17 protein-coding genes and 3 pseudogenes are annotated in these 18,919 nt (G+C 55.0%); 8 read left to right on the top strand and 12 right to left on the bottom strand.

Annotated features, from left to right (window positions below):
• Positions 1-134 precede the first annotated feature (134 nt).
• Together WG622_RS19255 and WG622_RS17160 are read left to right on the top strand one after the other, a co-directional pair.
• Positions 135-386, top strand: a pseudogene (locus WG622_RS19255) (MarC family protein); the annotation flags it as partial.
• 107 nt (positions 387-493) lie between these two features.
• Entirely contained in the window at positions 494-808 is a 315-nt protein-coding gene (locus tag WG622_RS17160; protein ID WP_339404641.1) for a MarC family protein, read from the top strand.
• A gap of 39 nt (positions 809-847) precedes the next feature.
• Here WG622_RS17160 and WG622_RS17155 read toward each other — a convergent pair whose 3' ends face one another.
• A complete protein-coding gene (locus tag WG622_RS17155; RefSeq protein WP_339404640.1) occupies positions 848-1,417 on the bottom strand; it encodes a carboxymuconolactone decarboxylase family protein in 570 nt (189 codons plus the stop codon).
• Positions 1,418-1,517: 100 nt separating this feature from the next.
• On the opposite strand from WG622_RS17155, the gene WG622_RS17150 reads away from it, so the two are divergent.
• Positions 1,518-2,090, top strand: a complete 573-nt coding sequence (locus tag WG622_RS17150; protein WP_339404639.1) for a TetR/AcrR family transcriptional regulator — start codon at positions 1,518-1,520, stop codon at positions 2,088-2,090.
• 32 nt (positions 2,091-2,122) lie between these two features.
• On the opposite strand, the gene WG622_RS17145 is transcribed toward WG622_RS17150, so the two are convergent.
• Positions 2,123-2,890 (bottom strand): class I SAM-dependent methyltransferase, encoded by a 768-nt coding sequence (locus WG622_RS17145; protein WP_339404638.1) that lies wholly within the window; start codon positions 2,888-2,890, stop codon positions 2,123-2,125.
• A gap of 139 nt (positions 2,891-3,029) precedes the next feature.
• Between WG622_RS17145 and WG622_RS17140 the strand changes: the two genes are divergently transcribed.
• Together WG622_RS17140 and WG622_RS17135 are read left to right on the top strand one after the other, a co-directional pair.
• Positions 3,030-3,788, top strand: a complete 759-nt coding sequence (locus WG622_RS17140; protein WP_339404637.1) for a dienelactone hydrolase family protein — start codon at positions 3,030-3,032, stop codon at positions 3,786-3,788.
• 55 nt (positions 3,789-3,843) lie between these two features.
• Positions 3,844-5,124, top strand: a complete 1,281-nt coding sequence (locus WG622_RS17135) for an MFS transporter (RefSeq protein ID WP_339404636.1) — start codon at positions 3,844-3,846, stop codon at positions 5,122-5,124.
• Positions 5,125-5,393: 269 nt separating this feature from the next.
• On the opposite strand, the pseudogene WG622_RS19290 reads toward WG622_RS17135, so the two are convergent.
• The 8 genes and pseudogenes from WG622_RS19290 to WG622_RS17100 all read right to left on the bottom strand — a co-directional run.
• Positions 5,394-5,534: pseudogene (locus WG622_RS19290) on the bottom strand (helix-turn-helix domain-containing protein); the annotation flags it as partial.
• A 162-nt stretch (positions 5,535-5,696) separates the two neighbouring features.
• Complete coding sequence (locus WG622_RS17130; protein ID WP_339404635.1) at positions 5,697-6,350, bottom strand: class I SAM-dependent methyltransferase; 654 nt, start codon at positions 6,348-6,350, stop codon at positions 5,697-5,699.
• 55 nt (positions 6,351-6,405) lie between these two features.
• Positions 6,406-8,430, bottom strand: coding sequence for an aminotransferase class III-fold pyridoxal phosphate-dependent enzyme (locus tag WG622_RS17125; RefSeq protein WP_339404634.1), 2,025 nt, complete (start codon positions 8,428-8,430; stop codon positions 6,406-6,408).
• Positions 8,427-9,308 (bottom strand): aldo/keto reductase, encoded by an 882-nt coding sequence (locus WG622_RS17120; RefSeq protein WP_339404633.1) that lies wholly within the window; start codon positions 9,306-9,308, stop codon positions 8,427-8,429. The genes WG622_RS17125 and WG622_RS17120 overlap by 4 nt, the downstream gene beginning before the upstream one ends.
• A 45-nt stretch (positions 9,309-9,353) precedes the next feature.
• Complete coding sequence (locus WG622_RS17115) at positions 9,354-10,841, bottom strand: capsular polysaccharide export protein, LipB/KpsS family (protein ID WP_339404632.1); 1,488 nt, start codon at positions 10,839-10,841, stop codon at positions 9,354-9,356.
• Positions 10,838-11,887, bottom strand: a complete 1,050-nt coding sequence (gene pseI, locus WG622_RS17110) for a pseudaminic acid synthase (RefSeq protein ID WP_339404631.1) — start codon at positions 11,885-11,887, stop codon at positions 10,838-10,840. The genes WG622_RS17115 and pseI overlap by 4 nt, the downstream gene beginning before the upstream one ends.
• 5 nt (positions 11,888-11,892) lie before the next feature.
• On the bottom strand, positions 11,893-13,419 hold the full coding sequence (gene pseG, locus WG622_RS17105) for a UDP-2,4-diacetamido-2,4,6-trideoxy-beta-L-altropyranose hydrolase (RefSeq protein WP_339404630.1): 1,527 nt from the start codon (positions 13,417-13,419) through the stop codon (positions 11,893-11,895).
• Between the two features lie 31 nt (positions 13,420-13,450).
• Positions 13,451-14,149: a phosphatase domain-containing putative toxin gene (locus tag WG622_RS17100; RefSeq protein WP_339404629.1), complete on the bottom strand. Its 699-nt coding sequence runs from the start codon at positions 14,147-14,149 to the stop codon at positions 13,451-13,453.
• A 197-nt stretch (positions 14,150-14,346) separates the two neighbouring features.
• Between WG622_RS17100 and pseB the strand changes: the two genes are divergently transcribed.
• Both pseB and pseC read left to right on the top strand, forming a co-directional pair.
• A complete protein-coding gene (pseB, locus tag WG622_RS17095) occupies positions 14,347-15,345 on the top strand; it encodes a UDP-N-acetylglucosamine 4,6-dehydratase (inverting) (RefSeq protein ID WP_339404628.1) in 999 nt (332 codons plus the stop codon).
• Positions 15,345-16,487 (top strand): UDP-4-amino-4,6-dideoxy-N-acetyl-beta-L-altrosamine transaminase, encoded by a 1,143-nt coding sequence (gene pseC, locus WG622_RS17090; RefSeq protein ID WP_339404627.1) that lies wholly within the window; start codon positions 15,345-15,347, stop codon positions 16,485-16,487. The genes pseB and pseC overlap by 1 nt, the downstream gene beginning before the upstream one ends.
• 216 nt (positions 16,488-16,703) lie before the next feature.
• Here the strand turns inward: pseC and WG622_RS17085 are convergent, their stop codons facing one another.
• Positions 16,704-16,865 carry a polysaccharide biosynthesis protein gene (locus WG622_RS17085; RefSeq protein WP_339404626.1) on the bottom strand — a complete coding sequence of 54 codons (162 nt, stop codon included), beginning with the start codon at positions 16,863-16,865 and terminating at the stop codon, positions 16,704-16,706.
• A gap of 40 nt (positions 16,866-16,905) precedes the next feature.
• Positions 16,906-17,306, bottom strand: a pseudogene (locus WG622_RS17080) (DDE-type integrase/transposase/recombinase); the annotation flags it as partial.
• Between the two features lie 501 nt (positions 17,307-17,807).
• Between WG622_RS17080 and WG622_RS17075 the strand changes: the two are divergent.
• On the top strand, positions 17,808-18,917 hold the full coding sequence (locus WG622_RS17075; protein ID WP_339404625.1) for a DegT/DnrJ/EryC1/StrS family aminotransferase: 1,110 nt from the start codon (positions 17,808-17,810) through the stop codon (positions 18,915-18,917).
• Positions 18,918-18,919 lie beyond the last annotated feature (2 nt).

Genomic DNA, 18,919 nt, shown 5'->3' with positions numbered 1-18,919 from the left:
GTCGAGAAATGGCGGCGCTACGAGGCCTATCTTGGCCCGCTGATGGATGTGCTGGGCATAGAAGCGTCGCAATAGGGTTGCTTAGAGCGCGGTGATCGCTTTTGAATAAGCGCGCAATTGGAGGGGAGCAAAAGATGGACACGTTTTGGGCTGAGTTTCAGTTTACCGAATACAGCAAGATCCTGATCGCCAACCTTGCTTTGGTGCCCGCGCCGCTGATCGCCTCGCTTTACATCGGCGTCATGGCCAACCGCAGCGCCCTCGAAAAGAAACAGGCGGCCTTTGCCGGCGCGGTGGCGTATTTTCTGATTATGGCGCTCTTTATCGTTTTCGGGTTTTCGATCCTCTCCAGTTTCGGAATTACGCTGGGCGCATTTCGCATGGCGGGCGGGCTTTTGCTGATGCTGATCGCTTTGGATCTTTTGACATCGGGCAAGAACGCCTCCACCTTGGCGGCCGATGACGGGAAAACGGGGCGTACACGCTTGGTATCGTGCCCTTGGCCATGCCGATCCTCGCTGGGCCCGGGGCGATTTCGTCGATCATCGTTTTTGCGGAATCCCATGACGAGATCGGGATTGCGCATAAGCTGTTGGTGCTTGGCGTGGCGGCCTCCATTGCGATCTATATCTATGTGACGTTCAGGCTGGCTGCGATGTCGGATCGTTTGTTCAACGACAACGTTGTTCTGATTGTGAACCGCGTGATGGGGCTGATTATTGCCGCGATCGCCTTTGAATTTCTGCTGGATGGTTTCGCCGAGCATTTCCCCGGCATTGAAACCATCCACGACCATGAGGGTCATTAGGGTGCGAGGGCAGGGCGATTTGCCCTACCCTCATGCATTTTAGACTTCGAGGTGCTTGTCGCTGCGTTCCCACGCCAGAGGCTTCACCACCTCATCCAATGGGGTTTCCGCGATGTGGTTGATGTAGTTGGACATGACTTTCTGAGACAGACCCAGAATGATGTCCAGAACCGCGCGGTGGCCGTAGCCTGCTGCAAAGAAAGCCTCGATCTGATCGTCAAAGACATTGCCACGCTGGCGTAGCATCTGGACCGTAAAGGTCCGCAGCGCTTCGAGTTTTGCAGATGGCAGCGGGGTTTCATTGCGCAGGGCGTCGATGATGTCATCTGACACCTTCATACGCTTGGCGATCCCGGTGTGGGCCGGCACACAATAGTGGCACTCATGCTCAACGTTGATCGCCTGCCAGACGACGGTCATCTCGTCGGCATCAAAGGCGGTCTCGGTGAAGAGCTTATGCAGCACCTGATAACCTTCCAGCACCTGAGGGCTTTCGGCCATAACTTTGTGCAGACCAGGAAGTCGGCCAAAGGCTTTCTGCGAGTTTTCCAAGAGCGGTTTTGAGGCCTCGGGGGCTGTGTCCAAGTCGTGAGATGGGAAATCGACCATTGTCTGGTGTCCTTTAAATATTGCGTTCTCTTGCCATTTAGGCTTTTTTGAGCGATCACTCAAGAATATAATTGAGTGATCATTCAAGAATTGGTGAGCCATGCCCCGCAGACCTTCATACGACCGTGACACTCTGATCGAGCGCGCGCGTGATATTTTCTGGCGACAGGGCTGGGCGGGCACGTCTTTGAAAGATCTTGAGGCGGTGCTGAATATGAAGCCCGGCAGCTTTTATGCGGCCTTCGGGTCCAAGGATGCTTTGTTTGAGCTGGCGCTGGAAAAATACGCAGCCGACGGGGCGGCGCGGCTTGAGGCGCTGGCAGAGGAGCATGGGGCTTTGGCAACGCTCAAGCTTTATCCGCGGTTGGTGATCGAAAACGGGGCGGCGGCGGCCAAGGCCTGTATGTTGGCGAAAACCGTGTTGGAGCTCACGGCACGCGAGCACGCTTTGGCGGATCGTGCGAATGCCTTGCTGCTTGAGGCCGAGGCGCGGTTCGCGGGCCTGTTTCGGCGCGCGCAAAGTGATGGGGATATTCTAGAAAGCCATGATCCTCAGGCCTTGGCGCGACGGTATCAAAGCGATCTGATTGGGCTGCGCATTTCGGCGGAACGGGACGGTGTGGATGCGCAGGCGATTGCGGCGGAAATCGCAGAGAGCCTTAACCGTTTGTAGGGCGAGCTGTCGTTCCTGTTCGAGATGATGCGTTAGCCGGGTTTGCGCAGATGCCAGACCTGCTCGCAGGGGTATTTCTGCGCCCACTCGGCGGGAATGAAGGCGCGCATCTCGGTTTGGGTCTCGGGCGCATAAAGCTCTTGGTAGTTCTCGACCTCAAAGCCGATTTCGCGGAAGAGGGCGAGCCAATCCGCGAAAGTCAGCACGAAACAGATCCCGCTTGGGTCGATCTCGACCTTGGTCCAATCCGCGCCCCAGAGGTCTTTGTAGGGGCGATGCAACCGCGCCTCGGCAGGCGCGCCGCTTTCCGGAGAGCAGATGATCGCCAGAGGATGGTTGCCCAGAAACACCAAACGCCCCTCGGGGCGCAACAGCCGATGGGCCTCGCGCAGCCATATATCTGGGGGGCACCAGATCGCCGCGCCATATTCCGAGATCGCGAAGTCGAAGGCGGCATCGGGTAGGCCGGTTGTCTCGGCATTGCCTTCGATAAAGGCGATGTCGGTGCCGTGCTCTTTTGACAGTCGGCGCGCCGTGGCCAATTGCTGATCCGAGACGTCAATCGCCGTGACCTCCGCCCCCCGTTTGGCCATCCAGCCAGCGACATAGCCCGTGCCACATCCCAGCTCGATGGCTGTCATACCCGTCATGTCTTGGGGCAAAAGGTTCAGGTCCTGTTCTGGAAGCCCCCAGATCCCCCACATGGGATCCGAGCTCCAAAGCCGCGCGCCGCCTTGCACCCAATTCTCGGCATCCGCATTCCAGACGTCTTTGTTAATTGTCACATAATCACGCGTCATGGCGTGGTCCTCACTTATACTATGGGGGCTCTATAGCATGATTTTGGCGTGTGTTCGCGGGTTCTGAGCGACGGTCGCAGACTTGGCATGCTGGGGCAGAGCCGCTACGCTTCCAGCGATTTTTAAGAAGGGAATTGCGATGAGTGTTTGGAACGGGGCGACGTCTTTCTCTTTTGCGCATGAGCTCTCTAACGGCCACATGGCACGTCATGATGTCTATGTGAAAGGCGAGGGCCAGCCGATTCTGATCCTGCAAGAACTGCCGGGGATTGGCAAAGAGACCTTCGAGCTTGCGGACAGATTGATTGCGGCCGGGTTCAAAGTCTATTTGCCGCATTTGCTTGGGAAATTGGGGAAGGCGAACAAGTTGACCACTTTGACGAACGCCGTGCGTATTCTGTGCATCCGTCACTCATTCCAGATGTTTCGCTTTGGTGCGCAGAGCGATATGGCAGAATGGATGCGCGTAATTTGCGCCGAGATATCTGATCGCGAGGGCGGGGCGCGGCTTGGCGTGATCGGCATGTGCTTGACGGGCAGTTTTGCTATTCCGTTGATGGCCGAAGACGCGGTGTACGGCGCCGTGGCCAGCCAACCCGCGCTGCCCGCGCGGCATGTCACAAAGCTGCATATGTCACAGGAAGATGTGGACGCGGCCAATGCTGCGATGGCCGAGAAGGGGCCGGCTTTGGCGATGCGCTACACGTCAGACCATCTGTCCAAGCAGGAACACATTGATGCGCTCAAGGCGGCGTTTGGCGACAATCTAGAGACCGAGGCCTATGACAATGAAAACGATGAACCGGGTCGGATGCACTCGCTTTTGACGCTGCATTTTTCGGGCCAAGCCTATGAGCGTGTGGAGCACTATTTCAAAACCCGTTTCGGGATGGTGTAGGCTCTGGGACGCTCAAAATTTATGACTGGTTCAAATCACGCCTGAGGGGAGGTTTATGTCAACAGACTTAGAGTTCTCGTTCTCGGCGCTAACCTCTAGCGCGCGTCGGCATATTCGGGTGTTTCAAATTCACCAGTTTCTAGATCGCTTCGCGATGGGGCTGACGGTGGCTGTGGTTGCGCTTGCCCTGACAGATCGTGGCATGGATCTGTTCCAGATTTCACTGCTTTTTGGGGTCTATTCGCTGACAGCTATGGCGATGGAACTGCCATTTGGCGGGTTGGCAGATGCGATTGGGCGCAAGCCCGTGTTTCTGGCGGCTGTGGGGGCGAGTCTGTCCTCGCTGATTATTTTTCTTGCAACACATGATTTCTACGGCCTTGCGCTGTCGTTTGCGTTCATCGGGTTTGGGCGGGCGCTTCGGTCGGGGACGCTGGATGCCTGGTTTGTGGAGACCTTTCGTGGGGCCGCGCCAAACGTCGACGTGCAGCCCGCGCTGGCAAAGGCACAGTCGGCCGGGGCGATGGGATTGGCAATAGGGGCTGTTTTAGGTGGCGTACTTCCCGATCTTTTCGGGTCAGGCGCGGCGCTGATAGGATTCAGCATTTATGATGTGTCCTATGTCGCGAGCCTAATTGTGATGCTGGGCGTCTTCGCCCTTACGCTGGTTTTCATCATCGAAGAGCCACGCCCTCGAACTCCCCGCGCATTGACACAAGGCTTCGCAAGGGTGCCTCACTTGGTCAAAGACGCAGGCCTCTTCGCGCTAAGGCATCCGGTCTTGCTGCCTCTACTGTCAGCTCTGGCGTTCTTCCTCATGGCAACCAATCCCGTCGAGGTGCTTTGGCCAACGCTCGTGAAACCAATGCTGGATGGGGGCTATGCAAATTCGTTGATTGGCGTGCTGACGGCCACCTATTTCTTTTCCATCGCAATAGGGGCGCGGCTTTCGCCGATCGTAAGCCGTCTATTTGGACGCAGTCAGTCCGCTACTCTTGCGGCTGTATTTGCCTGTCTTGCGGGGCTGCAAATTATTTTGGCCCTGCAGGGGAGCGTCGCAGGTTTCGTGGCTTTGTTCATCCTGTTTTCCGTTTTACTGGGCGTGTCAGAGACCCCCGCCAGTAGCATTCTGCACCGATGCGTGGATGACAGCCAACGCTCGACAATGCTGTCGCTGCGGTCTCTGATCCAGCAACTCGGTGCAGCTATGGGCCTGATATTGGCCGGAGCGGTCGCCGAGATTTACGGCACTCCAGCGGCGTGGATCGTGGGGGTATTGTTTCTTGGTATAGCTGTTATTCTGATTGTCTTACTGGCTCGGGGTCTTTCGCAATAGGCGGTCCAGTTTGCGTTGCTACCAAGTTTTAAAGTCACTGGGCTTGCAATTTAGAAGCTGTTGTAGCTGAGAGGGACAGGAACAAGGCTTCACAGCCGGCATCTCTAAAATGTCTCCGGGCCGCGAAGCCTTGCAGCGCTTATGGGTGAATTGCGCCGCGACCGGTCAGAACTGTCACAATACCAGTGCCCTTGCCTTCGTGAATGACTATGAAGGCTTTGCCGTCTGTCTTGGAGCGAAATACAAGATGCCTCAAATATTCGCTGTCCATTATGTTTTATCTCGCAAAAGATCGTCGATTTGTGGCGTTTGAAGACGCGTGCCTTATCTCCGACAGGCACCTTTGCGTGCCGCCAGCTTTCAATCTCACGGTGTTCTTGAAGTGACAATTGCGTATAAACGGCTCCCATGAGACGTTGCCTAATTAAATAACTCATTGTTTTCTAATAGGAGCCGCACTTCTGGGTAGCGCGCTCCCTGGCAAAAAAATTCTAACCGTAGAGCGCCTTGTTTATGAGACTTGGAACCGCTGTTCAGATTGCTACGTAAATTTGCAGCGAAGTTCTTACGCCCTACCGCGTTCCAAACACATTGGTTTCCTTATAAAGCAGCACAAGGGACACTCGCTCGTCGACGATTTCGTCGAAGTGGAAGTTGCTGTGAGAAAAGCTGTATTTGTTAACAACGGAATATAGGCCGCTCGCGGTGAAGGCGCCGCTGTTGTCGATCTTGTGGGAAAACGCGCCGGGTTGGTGGGAATAGGCGTTGGAATAGGGGGCAGGGGGATCAAAGTCGATAATCGAGAGGAAACCACCGGGTTTCACCAGCCGATCGGCCTCTTTCAGGCAGCTGAAATAGGCCTCGCGATCTACGAGATAGAGAAAGAAACCAAGGTGAACGAGGTCGAACTGCTCGCTGAATGGGATGTCGTCTGCAAAGGCCTGTTTGACATTCAGATCGGGGAAAGCGTCCGAAATATGGGCGACGGCCTCGGCGCTGGGTTCTATGCCGAATCCGTTGGCATCCAGAGCGCGAGAGAGGCGATCCAATTTGTGACCCGTGCCGCAGCCGACTTCCATGACCGAGGAGATGCGGGTTTTGAAGGGGAGCATCCAATCAGAAAGCAGGTCCATGTCTGGATCCGACTTACTGGTCTCGAACGCCTCTTTGTTGCGTCTAAACCATTGATCGGCTTCGCCATTTTGGAAAACTTCTTTGTTCTTCATCTTCGATCCCTTTTCCTTGGGTCTGCCTCAGCACGTCTGAAACATGAGATTGAGCTTAGTTCAGCCGTTTGAAACCGCTGTGGCAAATTGGGCCGTCCAAGAGTGTATTCAGATCCCTGCCATTCTCGCAGTCGTTGATCAGTTTGAAGGTCTCATCCAGCACAGGCGCATAGGCGTCCAGAATATCTGTGGTGTGTGCTTTGCAAGAATAGAACGCCGTACCGGCCAGATAGCCGGCCTTGAGCGCCTGTTGAGTGATTAGGGTTTTGTAGCCAAGAGATTGATCGCTTTTGAGGGAGAAACCGGAAATCGCGGTGAGTCCAGAGATGCTGATATCCAGATCATGGCTAGCGGCGAGGTTTTTCCAGATGTCCTGCATATAGAAACCCATGGATTTTGCGTGTTCCCAAGGTTTTTCTTCTGCCATCACCTCAAGCGTCTTGAGCCCAGCGGCCGATCCGATGCGTTCGGTCCAGAAGGTGGAGCTGATAAAGGTGGATTGCGCGGACTGCATGATGCTTTCGCGGCCGACAACTGCGGAAACTGCATAACCGTTGCCTAGCGTTTTACCGTAGACCGCGATGTCCGGCTCGACGCCGTATTCTTTGTGCAGCCCGCCAAAGCCTTCGCGGAAGCCAGAGGTGCATTCGTCAAACACAAGCACCACGCCATTGTCGCTGGCCAGTTTGCGGACCCGTTCTAGGAAGCTATCGACGGGCTCGATGTTGCGGTAGACTTCCATCTTGATCACGCCGATCGACTTGGTTTTGACCAGTTCTTCGAGGTGAGCGAAATCATTGTAGTTGAAGGGATGAACATTGCCGCGCAGCGCTTTGGGCACGCCATTGGTGCTGAGGCCGGGTAGGAGGTGGCCTGCCAGTTTGTCGTCCTCGCCGAGGTTGGCAGAAAGATACCAATCATGCCACCCGTGATAGCCACAAACCGCGACCCCGTCCCGGCCAGATGCGGCGCGTGCAATGCGGATGGCGATGGAATTGGCCTCACCGCCTGAGCGCGCAAAGCGGACCATGCCGGCCCAGGGGTTAATTTCGACCAGCTTTTCGGCCAGGAGAACCTCTTCGGGGGCATTTAGCGTGGACATATTGCCGGATTTCACAACATCCATGACGGCCGCATCCACAGCCGGGTGGGAATAGCCCAGAATATTCGTACCAACCCCCATGAGATAGACGTCGTGATAATGGGTATTGTCCAAGTCCCACACAGAGCAGCCCTGGGTCTTTGTGAAATAGCTTGGCCAATTGTCCGGCAGATGCATTTCAGAGCGTTTGGACAACAACATATTGCCGCCGGGGATCACTTTTTTGGCTCTGTTCCAAAGCTTTTGTCCGTTGCTCATTGTCGCGCCCTCGTTTCTGGCGATGTGTTGGTTGAGCGACTGCAGATTCGCGTCGCTAAGCAAAGCGTCTACGGCCAATTGGTAGTCAAAGAAGATATCTGGCGCGAACTTAGCAAAAATTCGTTCCAGCAGGGCAAGATCCTGCGGTTCATCCAGCGTCAGGCGGATATCGGATTGATCCGTTGCATTTTCATAACTCTCACCGATGAACCGTTCGCTGCGCAGATAGGGTGTTACATGTTCGCGTTCAAAAGCGGTGGTGGCCTCATTTTGGGCGAGGCTGAGCATCTCCATCGAAAAGACTTCGACGTCCAACCCATCCGGAAACGTGGGCGTGGCCACGTTGCTTGTGTATTCAGCACCGCTTGTGAGGTGGCGATCAATCACGGCGTCCACGACCTCGGCCTGGATCAGCGGGCAATCCCCGGTGATGCGCACGACCAGATCGGCCTTTGCGGCAACAGCGGCTTTGTAAAACCGGTCCAGAACGTCCGTTTCAGAGCCTCGATAAAAGGCGTGTCCCAGGCGTTCTACCTCTTGGCACAGGGGTTCGTTTTCTGGGTTTTCCGAGGTTGCGACGTGGATTTCGTCGACATTCTTGGAGCGGCTTAAACGCGCGAGCAGGATCTCCATGACGGATTTTTCGCCCAGCCTTTTCAGCACTTTGCCGGGCAGTCGGCTGGATCCCATTCGGGCCTGAACAATCGCGACAGTTTTCATGAGAGTTTCCATTTGGACGGGTCGATGAGGCCGAGGTCGTCAACAGCAAAGCCGCTGTGCGCCGCCGCCGCCCTGTTGCTTTCGATATACACAAGTTGCGACAGTTGATCCGCGCTGTCCACGCCGACAACGACATGATCAATCCAAGGCTGATCCAGCACAAACCCCAGAGCAATCTGATCCGCTGTTTCGCCGGCTTCTTGTTGATAGGTGAACCACCGGTCAAACACTTCGGGCCAGTTTTGCGTGAACCACGTGTTGAGATTTTGTCGCGACATCAGCAAGAGGCCTTGCAAAAAAGCAGAGCGCACATGGATTTCAGTGCCCGAAGCTTTGAGCCGCTCGGCCCAGCCAGACCTTTCCAGCCGCTGATCAAACATATTGAAGGGGGCCTGGATAATATCGAGGTCCAGAGCCTGTGTGATCTCGGGCAATAGGTCTGGTCCATAGATTGAGACCCCGATTTTTTCGACCAGACCAGCTTGCTGTAAGTCTCTGAGATCATGAATCAGATCGGCGCCTGTTTTAGACAAGAGCTGTTCCGGGCGGTGCAGCATCAACCCATAAAGGCTGTCGCGGTTCAGACGATCCAGACTTTCCTGGACCAACCCGTGCAGGCTGCCGCGCTGATAGCCGTGATCCTGACCGACCCCGAATTTCGTGATCACCTTCAGTGTTGGTGACAAACGCGGGCCCAAGCGGGCCTCGCTGTCGCCATAGGCTCGGGCGGTATCGACTTTGCCAATGCCGGATTGTTGGGCCAGATCCAGAATGCGTGCCAACTCGCCGCCCGACACTTTGCCTGAGGGGTTATTGATCCCATAATCGACGCCAAAATTGGCAGTGCCCAAGACAAGTTTTGATGCAGCTTTGGCCATTCAGACAGGATCCACATTTCTCGGTTTACGCAGCAAGGCCCTGTCTCAGGTTATATTCGCGGGTTGCGGTTCAGTGTCAAAGGTAAAGGGTGTTTCACCTTTGATCAGCGACCAGATGACCTCGGCGCCATTGTCCACATCTTGCGTGGTTTTCGCGTAATCAAGCATCGCAACGTAATGGCGGTCCACGACGCCCTTATGGGCTTTAGCAATTAAAGACCCGGCGGCCTGTTGCAGCTCTGCGTGATCGATCTCTGTGTTGATAATCTGATCATAGGTCACGTTTTCCGAGAACTCGAAAACCCCAGGCATTTTGCGATACCAGGCCTTGCCAAACACAAGAGCAGGAGTGCCAGAGCGCACGGCCTCCCAGCCTGCCGTACCGGTGATCGTTGCGACAAATTTTGCCGAGGCTTCAAGCGCATTGGTATCGGCCCAGCTGGGTAGGATCGTGACCGATGGAATCCGTTTCAGGCGGTGAAAGAACAGCGGGCCGCGCATGCAGGCGCCTTGTTTGGGGTTTTCTTTGACCAGAATGCGCACCCCGTCTGGTAAGATGTCCGCCAAGCGCTCGATCGCATAGGCCTGATCGCGGAACCTGTGGCTCAGGCTGGCAGTCGTCATTTCTGGCTGCATATGCATCGGAAAATAGACAAAGTCGCCGCTGAGATCGACTTCTTGGTCCTCATAGCCTGCCAGATGTTCGAAATATTCGAATTCATTCTCATGAAAGAAAAACCCAAAAGGATCACGCCATTTCGGGAACTCGCCGTAGATGCGCTTCATGCGGGAGAGCGTCTTCCAAAGGTAAATGGGGTTGAAAGCCTGCAAAGGGCGTTTGATCGCAAGAAAGGTCATCAATTGCAGCACTGCTTTTGCGGTGATGCGGCCCCCTTCTTCGCGTTCCTGTTTGACGCCCTTCATATAAAACAAATCAGGCTTTGAGCCCTTTTCGATTTCAAATGGCGGGTGGGATGGATCAATCGACAGGTTGCCGTAGTCACCCGGATCCTCGATCGAAAAGAACGTATTTGGTATGATCGACTGAGTTACGATGACGATTTTCAAGCCCATCGCCTTTGCCACCTGATGCAAAGCCGTGTCATAGCCAAGATGCGGGATGTTAAAGAACAGGCAATGGGTGGCACCGCTGTCTTCCAATTTCTTGGCCAGCGTGTCGACCAGAATATGATGATAGTCGTGATAATCCTGCTGATCCTGAAGCGGGTGCGACTTGTATTTAAACCGCTCGGCGGTGCGCATCATGTGGTCTGAAAACACATCTCGCAGGGCGAAATAGTCGTCGCTTAGGATGAGATCGCGGGCTGCGCCACTATAGGTGCTTTCCTCCATCAAGTGACCATCCGTGCCGTAACTGGCTTTCATGCGCGACAGGCTTGAGGCCTTATAGGGGGCGTTTTTGTCGCCAAGATGCAGCACGATTTCAAGCTCATCACCGGCCAGGGCCTTGATGTCGTCTAGGGCTTTTGTGTTGTTCTTGGCAGTTGAAATCACCGCGAGCTTGATGGTCATGATTTGATCATTTCCCAAGCGAAAGGCTCGCCGCGTTGCAGATCCCGCGCTGCGGGTTTGCCGAGGATGTCGTCTAGATGTTTGGGGGCCAGCCCATTGCCTGGACGGATCGAGCGGACTTGCTCCTCAGTTAGAATCTCACCGGCTTTCACGTCAGAAACCACATAAAGCGAGCGACGGAATTGCGCATTGGCACCGCCGACACCTTTGCGATCCGTGGCGGCCGGACCTAGCGCTGCATGAGCCATGCGGCAGTCATCGACCAGCTGTTTGAACTCATCCGGTTCAAGCGAGAAACTGGCATCCGGACCACCATCTGCGCGGGCGAGAGTAATGTGCTTTTCGATGATACAGGCGCCGAGCGCGATGGAGGCCACAGCGACTGCGGATCCAAGCGTGTGGTCAGACAGACCGATTGGAACGCCAAAAGTTTTCGCCAGCATCTCGATGGTTTGAAGGCGCATGTCCTCGGGTTTGGCGGGATAGGCCGAGATACAATGCAAAAGCGCAAAACCCGCCTCAGCGCCGCGCGCGGCCGCGCAGGCCTCTTCGATTTCGGCGAGGTTAGCGATGCCCGTGGACATAATCATCGGTTTGTTTTTCGCGGCGACCCGGCGGATGAGCGGGGTGTCGACCAGCTCAAATGACGCGATCTTATAGGCCGGCGCATCCAGAGTTTCGAGGAACTCGACCGCCGTTGGATCAAACGGAGAAGAAAAGCAATGCAAACCATGGTCGGCTGCGCGTTTGAACAGAGCTTCGTGCCAGTCCCAAGGGGTTGAGGCTTCTTGGTAGAGTTCATGAAGGCTTCGCCCATCCCATGTGCCGCCCTTGATGTGGAATTCCGGACGATTTACGTCGATGGTGATCGTGTCTGCAGTATAAGTCTGAAGCTTGACCGCATCGGCGCCGGTCTGAGCGGCGGCATCGACAAGGGCCAAAGCGCGTTCCAGATCTCCGTTATGATTTCCAGACAGTTCAGCGATGATATAGGGGCTGTGATCCCGGCCGATATGGCGGTCTTTGATCTGAAAACTCTGTGTCATATTGGTTAACTGGTTCCCAAACGTTCGTGCAAAGTTTTTGCGCTCAGATGCAAGCGCAGCTCGTTTGAAGCTTTATCGGATTCCACTAGGAATCCAAGCGCTTCATGGAGATGGCGAGAGCGATGGTTGTCAGAAAGCACAACGGCGCGCACACCCGCAAACGCCTCGGTTTTGCAGAGGTGGCGCAAAAACTGGCACAACATACGGCGACCGGCCCCTTTTGGTGCGTCTTGTGCGCCTAAGTAAAACCCCCATTCCCAGAATCCGTCTGGGTGGCGATTTGCGTTCACCAAACCAAGGTCTTTCCCGCTTTCCTGGTAGATCATCCATTGATTTTGGGTCGGGTCGGCCAGCACTTTTTTCAGATAGGACACGTGGTTTTCCCAGATCAGCGGTGCGGAATTTGAGCTGGCTTCTCTGATGTGATCTTGATTGCGCCAGTCAAAGATCAGCCGCGCATCTGCTTGTGTAACTGCGCGCAATTGGCCACTCATTGCCGCGATGACCCTAGCTGCGCCGGCACCATCGCAAAGTTCAGCGGCGCGTTCGGAAAGGCTGCCGTAGTTCTCGATCACTGCGCGCAGCGCCATTGCAATCTGGTCGGGGTCTTGCAACGCATCCACGTTCAATCCACCAGCGGCGCCAAAATTGGCGATGGCTTGGACGCCAGGTCGTTGATTTTTTGCCAAGGCTATATTCACGGCAGGCAGGCCAAGACAGCAGCGCTCCCACGCCGACACGCCGCCTGCACCGATGCAGAGATCTGCCCTAAGCAGTCTTTGGGCCATGTCAAATGCATCAAGCGTCAGTCGCCAGTTGGGATTGTCCTGGATCAAGGAGCTGACCTTCTCAACCGAGGGGCTTTGGCTGCCCATCACGACTTCGACTAAGAGATCGGGAAACGAGGCGAGGGCGGTCAAAACGGTCTCGGCAAATCCAAGATTGTCGACCATACCAGGCAGGATCAAAACCTTTTCGACGTCACCGCCGCGCCGTTTCAACGCATCGGGCCGAAGCGCGCGAAACTCCGGGCGGAGCAAAGCGTAGCGTGGACCCTTAAGCATCGCCATATGGTCTTGGCGGATCTTTGTGTCCGGAAAGGCCGCCGGATTAAGCAGCAAATCTGCAAAAAGTGGCTCGCGGTCAAGATCGTCAAGCGCCAGAATCTTTAGGTCGGGAAGGGTGGCTCGCATTTGTTTTACCCAGGTGCCTCCCAGCCCGTAGTGATCAAGGATCAACCAATCTGGTGCAAAGTCCGAAAGGTCCGCCGCAGTTTGCGCGGCGTCCATGTCCAGCGGCATCGGTCGCCAGCTTTCTATGTCACCTGCAGGCGTCTCCGGACCGAGTGGCGAGATCCAGGAGGTATCAAAGCCGGCCTGAGAAATCCGGTCGCCCAGATGCCCTTTGACGTCCGCAGAAATAAACCGCACCGAGTGGCCTGCATCTCTTGCGGCCATCGCAAGCGAAAGGCAGCGCATCACATGACCGCCGCCGACCCAAGTTCCAGAGTCTGAGCGGATCGCGATACGCATTAGGGTTTAACCTCATCTGCCATGGGGTGCCTCAGAGCTTGGTTCGGTCCCAGAACCCCATCGCGTCAAACTCAGCGCGGGCAGTCAAGGGTTCATATTCGCTCACAACCCAGGTCCTAAAAGGAATGGGCTCGTTCTCGACACGGCGGGCATACTTGTCGATCACATAGTCCAGGATGCCCGTGGCCGAAAATTTGATGTGAAGAAAGTCAAAGGACAGCATTTTGCGCGCTTCTTCGACGGGGCGGTCGAGTATATGCATCAGATAGATCGCGGCCGCGATACCGGTCCGGTCGGCGCCTGATTTGCAATGCATCAGGGTCGGTTCAGACAGGCTTTCAAGGATGTCCATCAGTTCCACTAGCGTGTCCACTGTGGGCGCGGTACGGGCGCTCATTGGGATGTCGATCAGGCTCATGCCCAGTTTCTCGCAGCTCTCGGCCTCAAAATAGTAATGGGAGTGATGCGTCTTGCCGCGCAGGTTCAGCACGGTTTTGATCCCCATGTCCCGATAGGAAACAAAGCGCTCGTGATTGGGGTGATTGGAGCGATACATGCCGGGAGCAAATTCAGAGAAGTTATGCCAGCGATACCTCAGAATGCCGTGATCGACCCAATCTTGATAATGCTGAGACTTCTTGCGCTCTTCGGGATCAACAATGTCATGAGAATATTTGGCGCGGCTTTTACGCTGCATTTCCAAGAGCTTCTCTCTTATGGGGCCTGCCATGTGCGATCCTTGATTGAGGTATCCGTTTGGCCCCGTGGTATAGACAAAACCGCCGAGAGCCAAGCGCTCTCAAAAACTGACGCGCGAACGGGGTCTTTGCAAAGTGAAATTGGGCCAACTCATATAGACTTTGGAATGCCGTCCGCGTATTTACGGCAAAGAAACAGACCGCCGGTCCAGTAAACTTTGAGGGTTCCGTGCTTCAAGACTCAACCATCCTAATTACCGGCGGGACCGGTTCTTTCGGTTCGCGCTTTATTCCAATGACCTTGGAAAAATACAAACCACGCCGGATAATCATCTATTCTCGCGATGAGATGAAGCAATGGGAGATGGCTAAAGTCTATGGCGACAATCCTGCGGTGCGGTTTTTCATCGGAGACGTTCGCGACCGCGAGCGGCTTTATCGCGCGATGGATGGGGTGGATTATGTTGTCCACGCAGCTGCGACCAAGATCGTGCCGACGGCGGAATACAACCCGTTTGAATGCGTTAAAACCAATATCAACGGCGCGATGAATGTGATCGACGCCTGTATTGATCGAGGCGTGAAGCGCTGTGTGGCGCTGTCCACTGACAAGGCCTCAAGCCCGGTGAACCTTTATGGCGCGACCAAACTGGCCTCTGACAAGATGTTTGTGTCAGGCAATTCCTATGCTGGCTCCAAAGACTGCCGCTTTGCGGTTGTGCGCTATGGCAATGTGATGGGCTCGCGCGGATCTGTGATCCCGTTCTTTATGTCTCTGCCTGATAGCTCAGAGCTGCCGATCACCGACCCGCGCATGACCCGTTTTATGATCACCCTGGAGCAGGGCGTTGATCTGGTTTGGCAGGCCTTTGAAGATATGGTCGGCGGCGAGATCTATGTTAAAAAGATCCCATCCATGGTGATCGGAGATATTGCCAATGCGGTGCGCCCTGGCGCGCCGCAAAAGGTCATCGGCATTCGACCCGGCGAAAAGCTGCACGAACAGATGATCAGCGAAGAAGATGCGGCCCATACTTATGAGTATGAGGATTACTATAAAATCATCCCGGCGATCCATAACTGGTCTAGCGATCCGGTGCGCATCAAAGGTGGCCAAAAAGTGCCAGATGGGTTCAACTATTCCTCGGACAACAACAAGGAGTGGATGAAGCCCGAAGAGCTGACCAACTGGATTGAGGCCAACTCTGCCAAAATCGGAAGATTCTGATGATCCCGTATGGTCGGCAGGATGTTTCTGACAAGGACATTGCCGCTGTTCTTGAGGTTCTACAATCAGATTTTCTGACCCAGGGCCCGGCTGTGCCGCGGTTTGAGGCGGCAGCCAAAGCGCAGTGCAATGTCGACTATGCCATCGCGGTGAATTCCGCGACCTCAGCGCTGCATATTGCCTGTATGGCGCTGGATCTTGGTCCCGGGGATATTCTCTGGACTGTGCCAAATACATTCGTCGCCTCGGCCAATGTTGGCATCTACTGCGGCGCCGATGTGGATTTTGTCGACACGGACCCCGACACCTATTGCATGTCCGTTGCGGCGCTTGAGGAAAAACTCACACAGGCCGAGCGGGATGGAAAACTGCCCAAGGTTTTGGTCCCGGTACATTTCGCCGGCCAAAGCTGCGACATGCGCGCGATTGCAGCGCTTGCGGGTAAATTTGATATTCGCATCATCGAAGACGCAAGCCACGCCATCGGCGCCAACTATCTTGGCCAGCCGGTTGGGGATTGTGCCTATAGCGACATTTGTGTCTTTAGCTTTCATCCGGTGAAAATTATCACCACCGGAGAGGGTGGTTTGGCGACGACCAAGGATCCCAAATTGGCCTCGCGCATGGAGCTGCATCGATCCCACGGTGTAACCCGCGATCCTGCGCTGATGGATCAGGCCTCCGAAGGGGGCTGGTATTACCAGATGGTGGATCTCGGCTATAATTACCGCATGACCGAGATGCAGGCTGCGCTGGGTGTGACCCAATTTGAGCGGCTTTCAGAGTTTGTCGACCGCCGCAATGCGCTGGCCTTGGAGTATGATCGCAAACTCGCCGATCTGCCGGTGACATGTCCGGTTCAAAACCCAGATAGCCGGTCTGCATTTCACCTCTATCCCATTCTGGTGGACAATCGCGCAGAGGTTTTTGCCCGATTGCGAGAAAATGGGATCGGCGTCAATGTGCATTACATCCCTGTTCACACACAGCCTTTCTGGCGCGCGCGCGGCTTTGCGCAGGGTGACTTCCCGCAGTCCGAAGCCTATTACGCCCGCGCCATTTCGATCCCTCTGTACTTTGGTCTAACTGAAGAGGCCCAGGATCAGGTGGTCTCTGAAATCGGGCGCGCTGTGAGTTTCTGATTTCTTGGAAGCGGTGAGTGAGTTGCGCTGTGAGCGATAGGTCGCAAAATCTATGTTATGGTAAAAAAGCTGCAGCACCTTGCGCTGCGTGGGTCGGTGCTGGACAAGAGTGTGGCAGGCACGGCGCTCAGATGCGCCTGGCACGCGCCGCAGCCGCGAGTTCTCTTTCTCCAGCTCTATTAGCCAAGCAATTGGGAATCGCTGCATCCCACCGATTTATCGCACCGCTTCGGTAACGTCTCCGTACGAATGCCGTACCAGATCGTCTCCCTGCTCTAGTGTGATCATGAAGCGGGTCAAGCGAGGATAGGCAATTGGAAGTTCAAAGCCATCTGGTAGCGAAATATCGGATGGAATGACAGATCCGCGCGAGCCCATTGCGGACGCGTCCCGTTTGTGTGCCGCCACAAGTGCTCGTTTAGGCCACTTTCCGTTCGAAAGCGACCAGGCTTTTCCAGTTCAAAGCTGAGTGGCTACGACGTGGATTGTAGAAACCGTTGATGTATTGGAAGACGGCCCGGCTTCTCTGCGCGTCTACCACGACCTGAGCCAGATCACCTCAGCCTTTATCGTCTTGAAAAGCGTCTCGACAGCCGAGTTGTCATAGCAGTTGCCCTTGCCGCTCATCGACACTTGGAATCCGCGCTGGCGCAGAAGCTACTGACTATCATGGGAGCAGTATTGGGTTTCGGGGTCCGTATTATGGATACATTCTTTCGGTGGCTGCCGCAGCGTAACAGCTATCTTCAATGCGCGGATCGCCAGATCGCGTTTCATGCGGTTGCTAACCGCCCAGCCGATCACCCAACGTAAATGCAATCAATGGATCGGCATCAAACCTCAACACGTCCATTCTGCGGCTATTGATTGATGCGATTGTAGTGGCTGAAAATGAGATTATTGGAGCCAAAAGAAACAATCTGGATCCGGTCAAAGGCGGGACATTGCCTTCGTTCTTTATCTACAACCAAAGAGTCGAATAGCTATAAGGCGTCCTGTTTTTCTCTCTGGCCCAATCCGCCTTATCCGCCAATGATCTTTTACTCCAAGAATTCCGAAACAGGATTTTCAACGAACGCCGTGCCAGCATCGAGAAGTCGCGTACGCATTCAACAACCACGCAATCGACGGTTTAGAGCGTGAAAACAAGACTAGCCCGTTTCTCCAGGACGCGCCCCAAATAAGCGCGTCTCTGCCTAAAGCTACACATTCTGTTTCAAATCTGTGAGAAAGCAGGCTCTGCCGAGAAATCGGTAAATTTTGGATTTGCCTTTGAGGGGAAACACCTCCAGTAAACGAGCAAAACCAAGGAGTCGCAGCATGATCCCTATTAAAAAGCCATACATCGGTGACGAAGAATGTTCCGCCGTAACCGATGTTTTGAAATCGGGCATCGTGGCTCAGGGGCCGAAAGTTGCTGAATTTGAGGCCAAATTTTCCGCTAAATGCGGCGCGAGTTTTGGCGTAGCGGTGAATTCTGGCACGGCCGCGGCCCATGCCATCATGAACGCCTATGGCATCAAGGCGGGTGACGAAGTGATCTGCACCTCCTTTAGCTTTATCGCTACTGCCACGCCAATTCTGATGTGCGGCGCAACGCCGGTCTTTGTCGATATAGACCCGGACACCTTCAACATTGACGCTGCCGCAGTTGAGGCAGCGGTGACAGAGAAAACCAAGGCCGTTGTAGGCGTCAACCTCTTCGGCCGCCTCGCCCCTTGGGAAGAGCTGCGCGCCGTCTGCGATCGCCTCAACCTGATCCTGCTTGAAGACGCTGCGCAATCGCATTTCGCCTCGCGCGCGGGTACTATGTCCGGCAATTTCGCTGATGCGGCCTGGTTCTCATTTTACGCCACCAAGAACATGATGATGGCTGAAGGCGGCATGGTCGTCACCAACTCGCAAGAGGTCTCGGATTCTGCGAAGCGCTTCCGCCAGCACGGTATGTCGGGTCTCGGCATGTATGACTACGAAGAGCTTGGCTACAACTATCGCACCACCGATATCAACGCAGCCATCGGCCTGGCTCAACTCGATCGGATCGACGGGTTCAACGACAAACGTATCGACATCGCGCGCCGCTATAACAACGCTTTCGCGGTTCTGCCGGGTCTGACACTTCCGCTGACTTCTAACGACCGCGATCACGTCTATCACCTTTACACGATGGCCGCGCCAAACAATGCTGTGCGCGACACTCTGGTGGACACGCTCAAAGCAGCCGGGATCGGTTGTGGAATCTACTACCCGACCCCGTTGTCAAACATCTCGGTTTTCAAACAGGCAGGCGGGCGTGGCGATTGTCCGAAGGCGACCCACGCTTCCGAAACCGTCTTCTCGATTCCCTGCGAACCCTTCATGGATGAGGCTCAGATCCAAGAGGTCATTAAGACCTTTAAATCCTGCTACACCGCAGCGCTGGAGTCCTAAAT

The organism is Cognatishimia coralii, from assembly GCF_037478305.1.
Classification (GTDB): Bacteria; Pseudomonadota; Alphaproteobacteria; order Rhodobacterales; family Rhodobacteraceae; genus Cognatishimia; species Cognatishimia coralii.
This window is presented reverse-complemented; position numbering and strand designations above follow the sequence as displayed.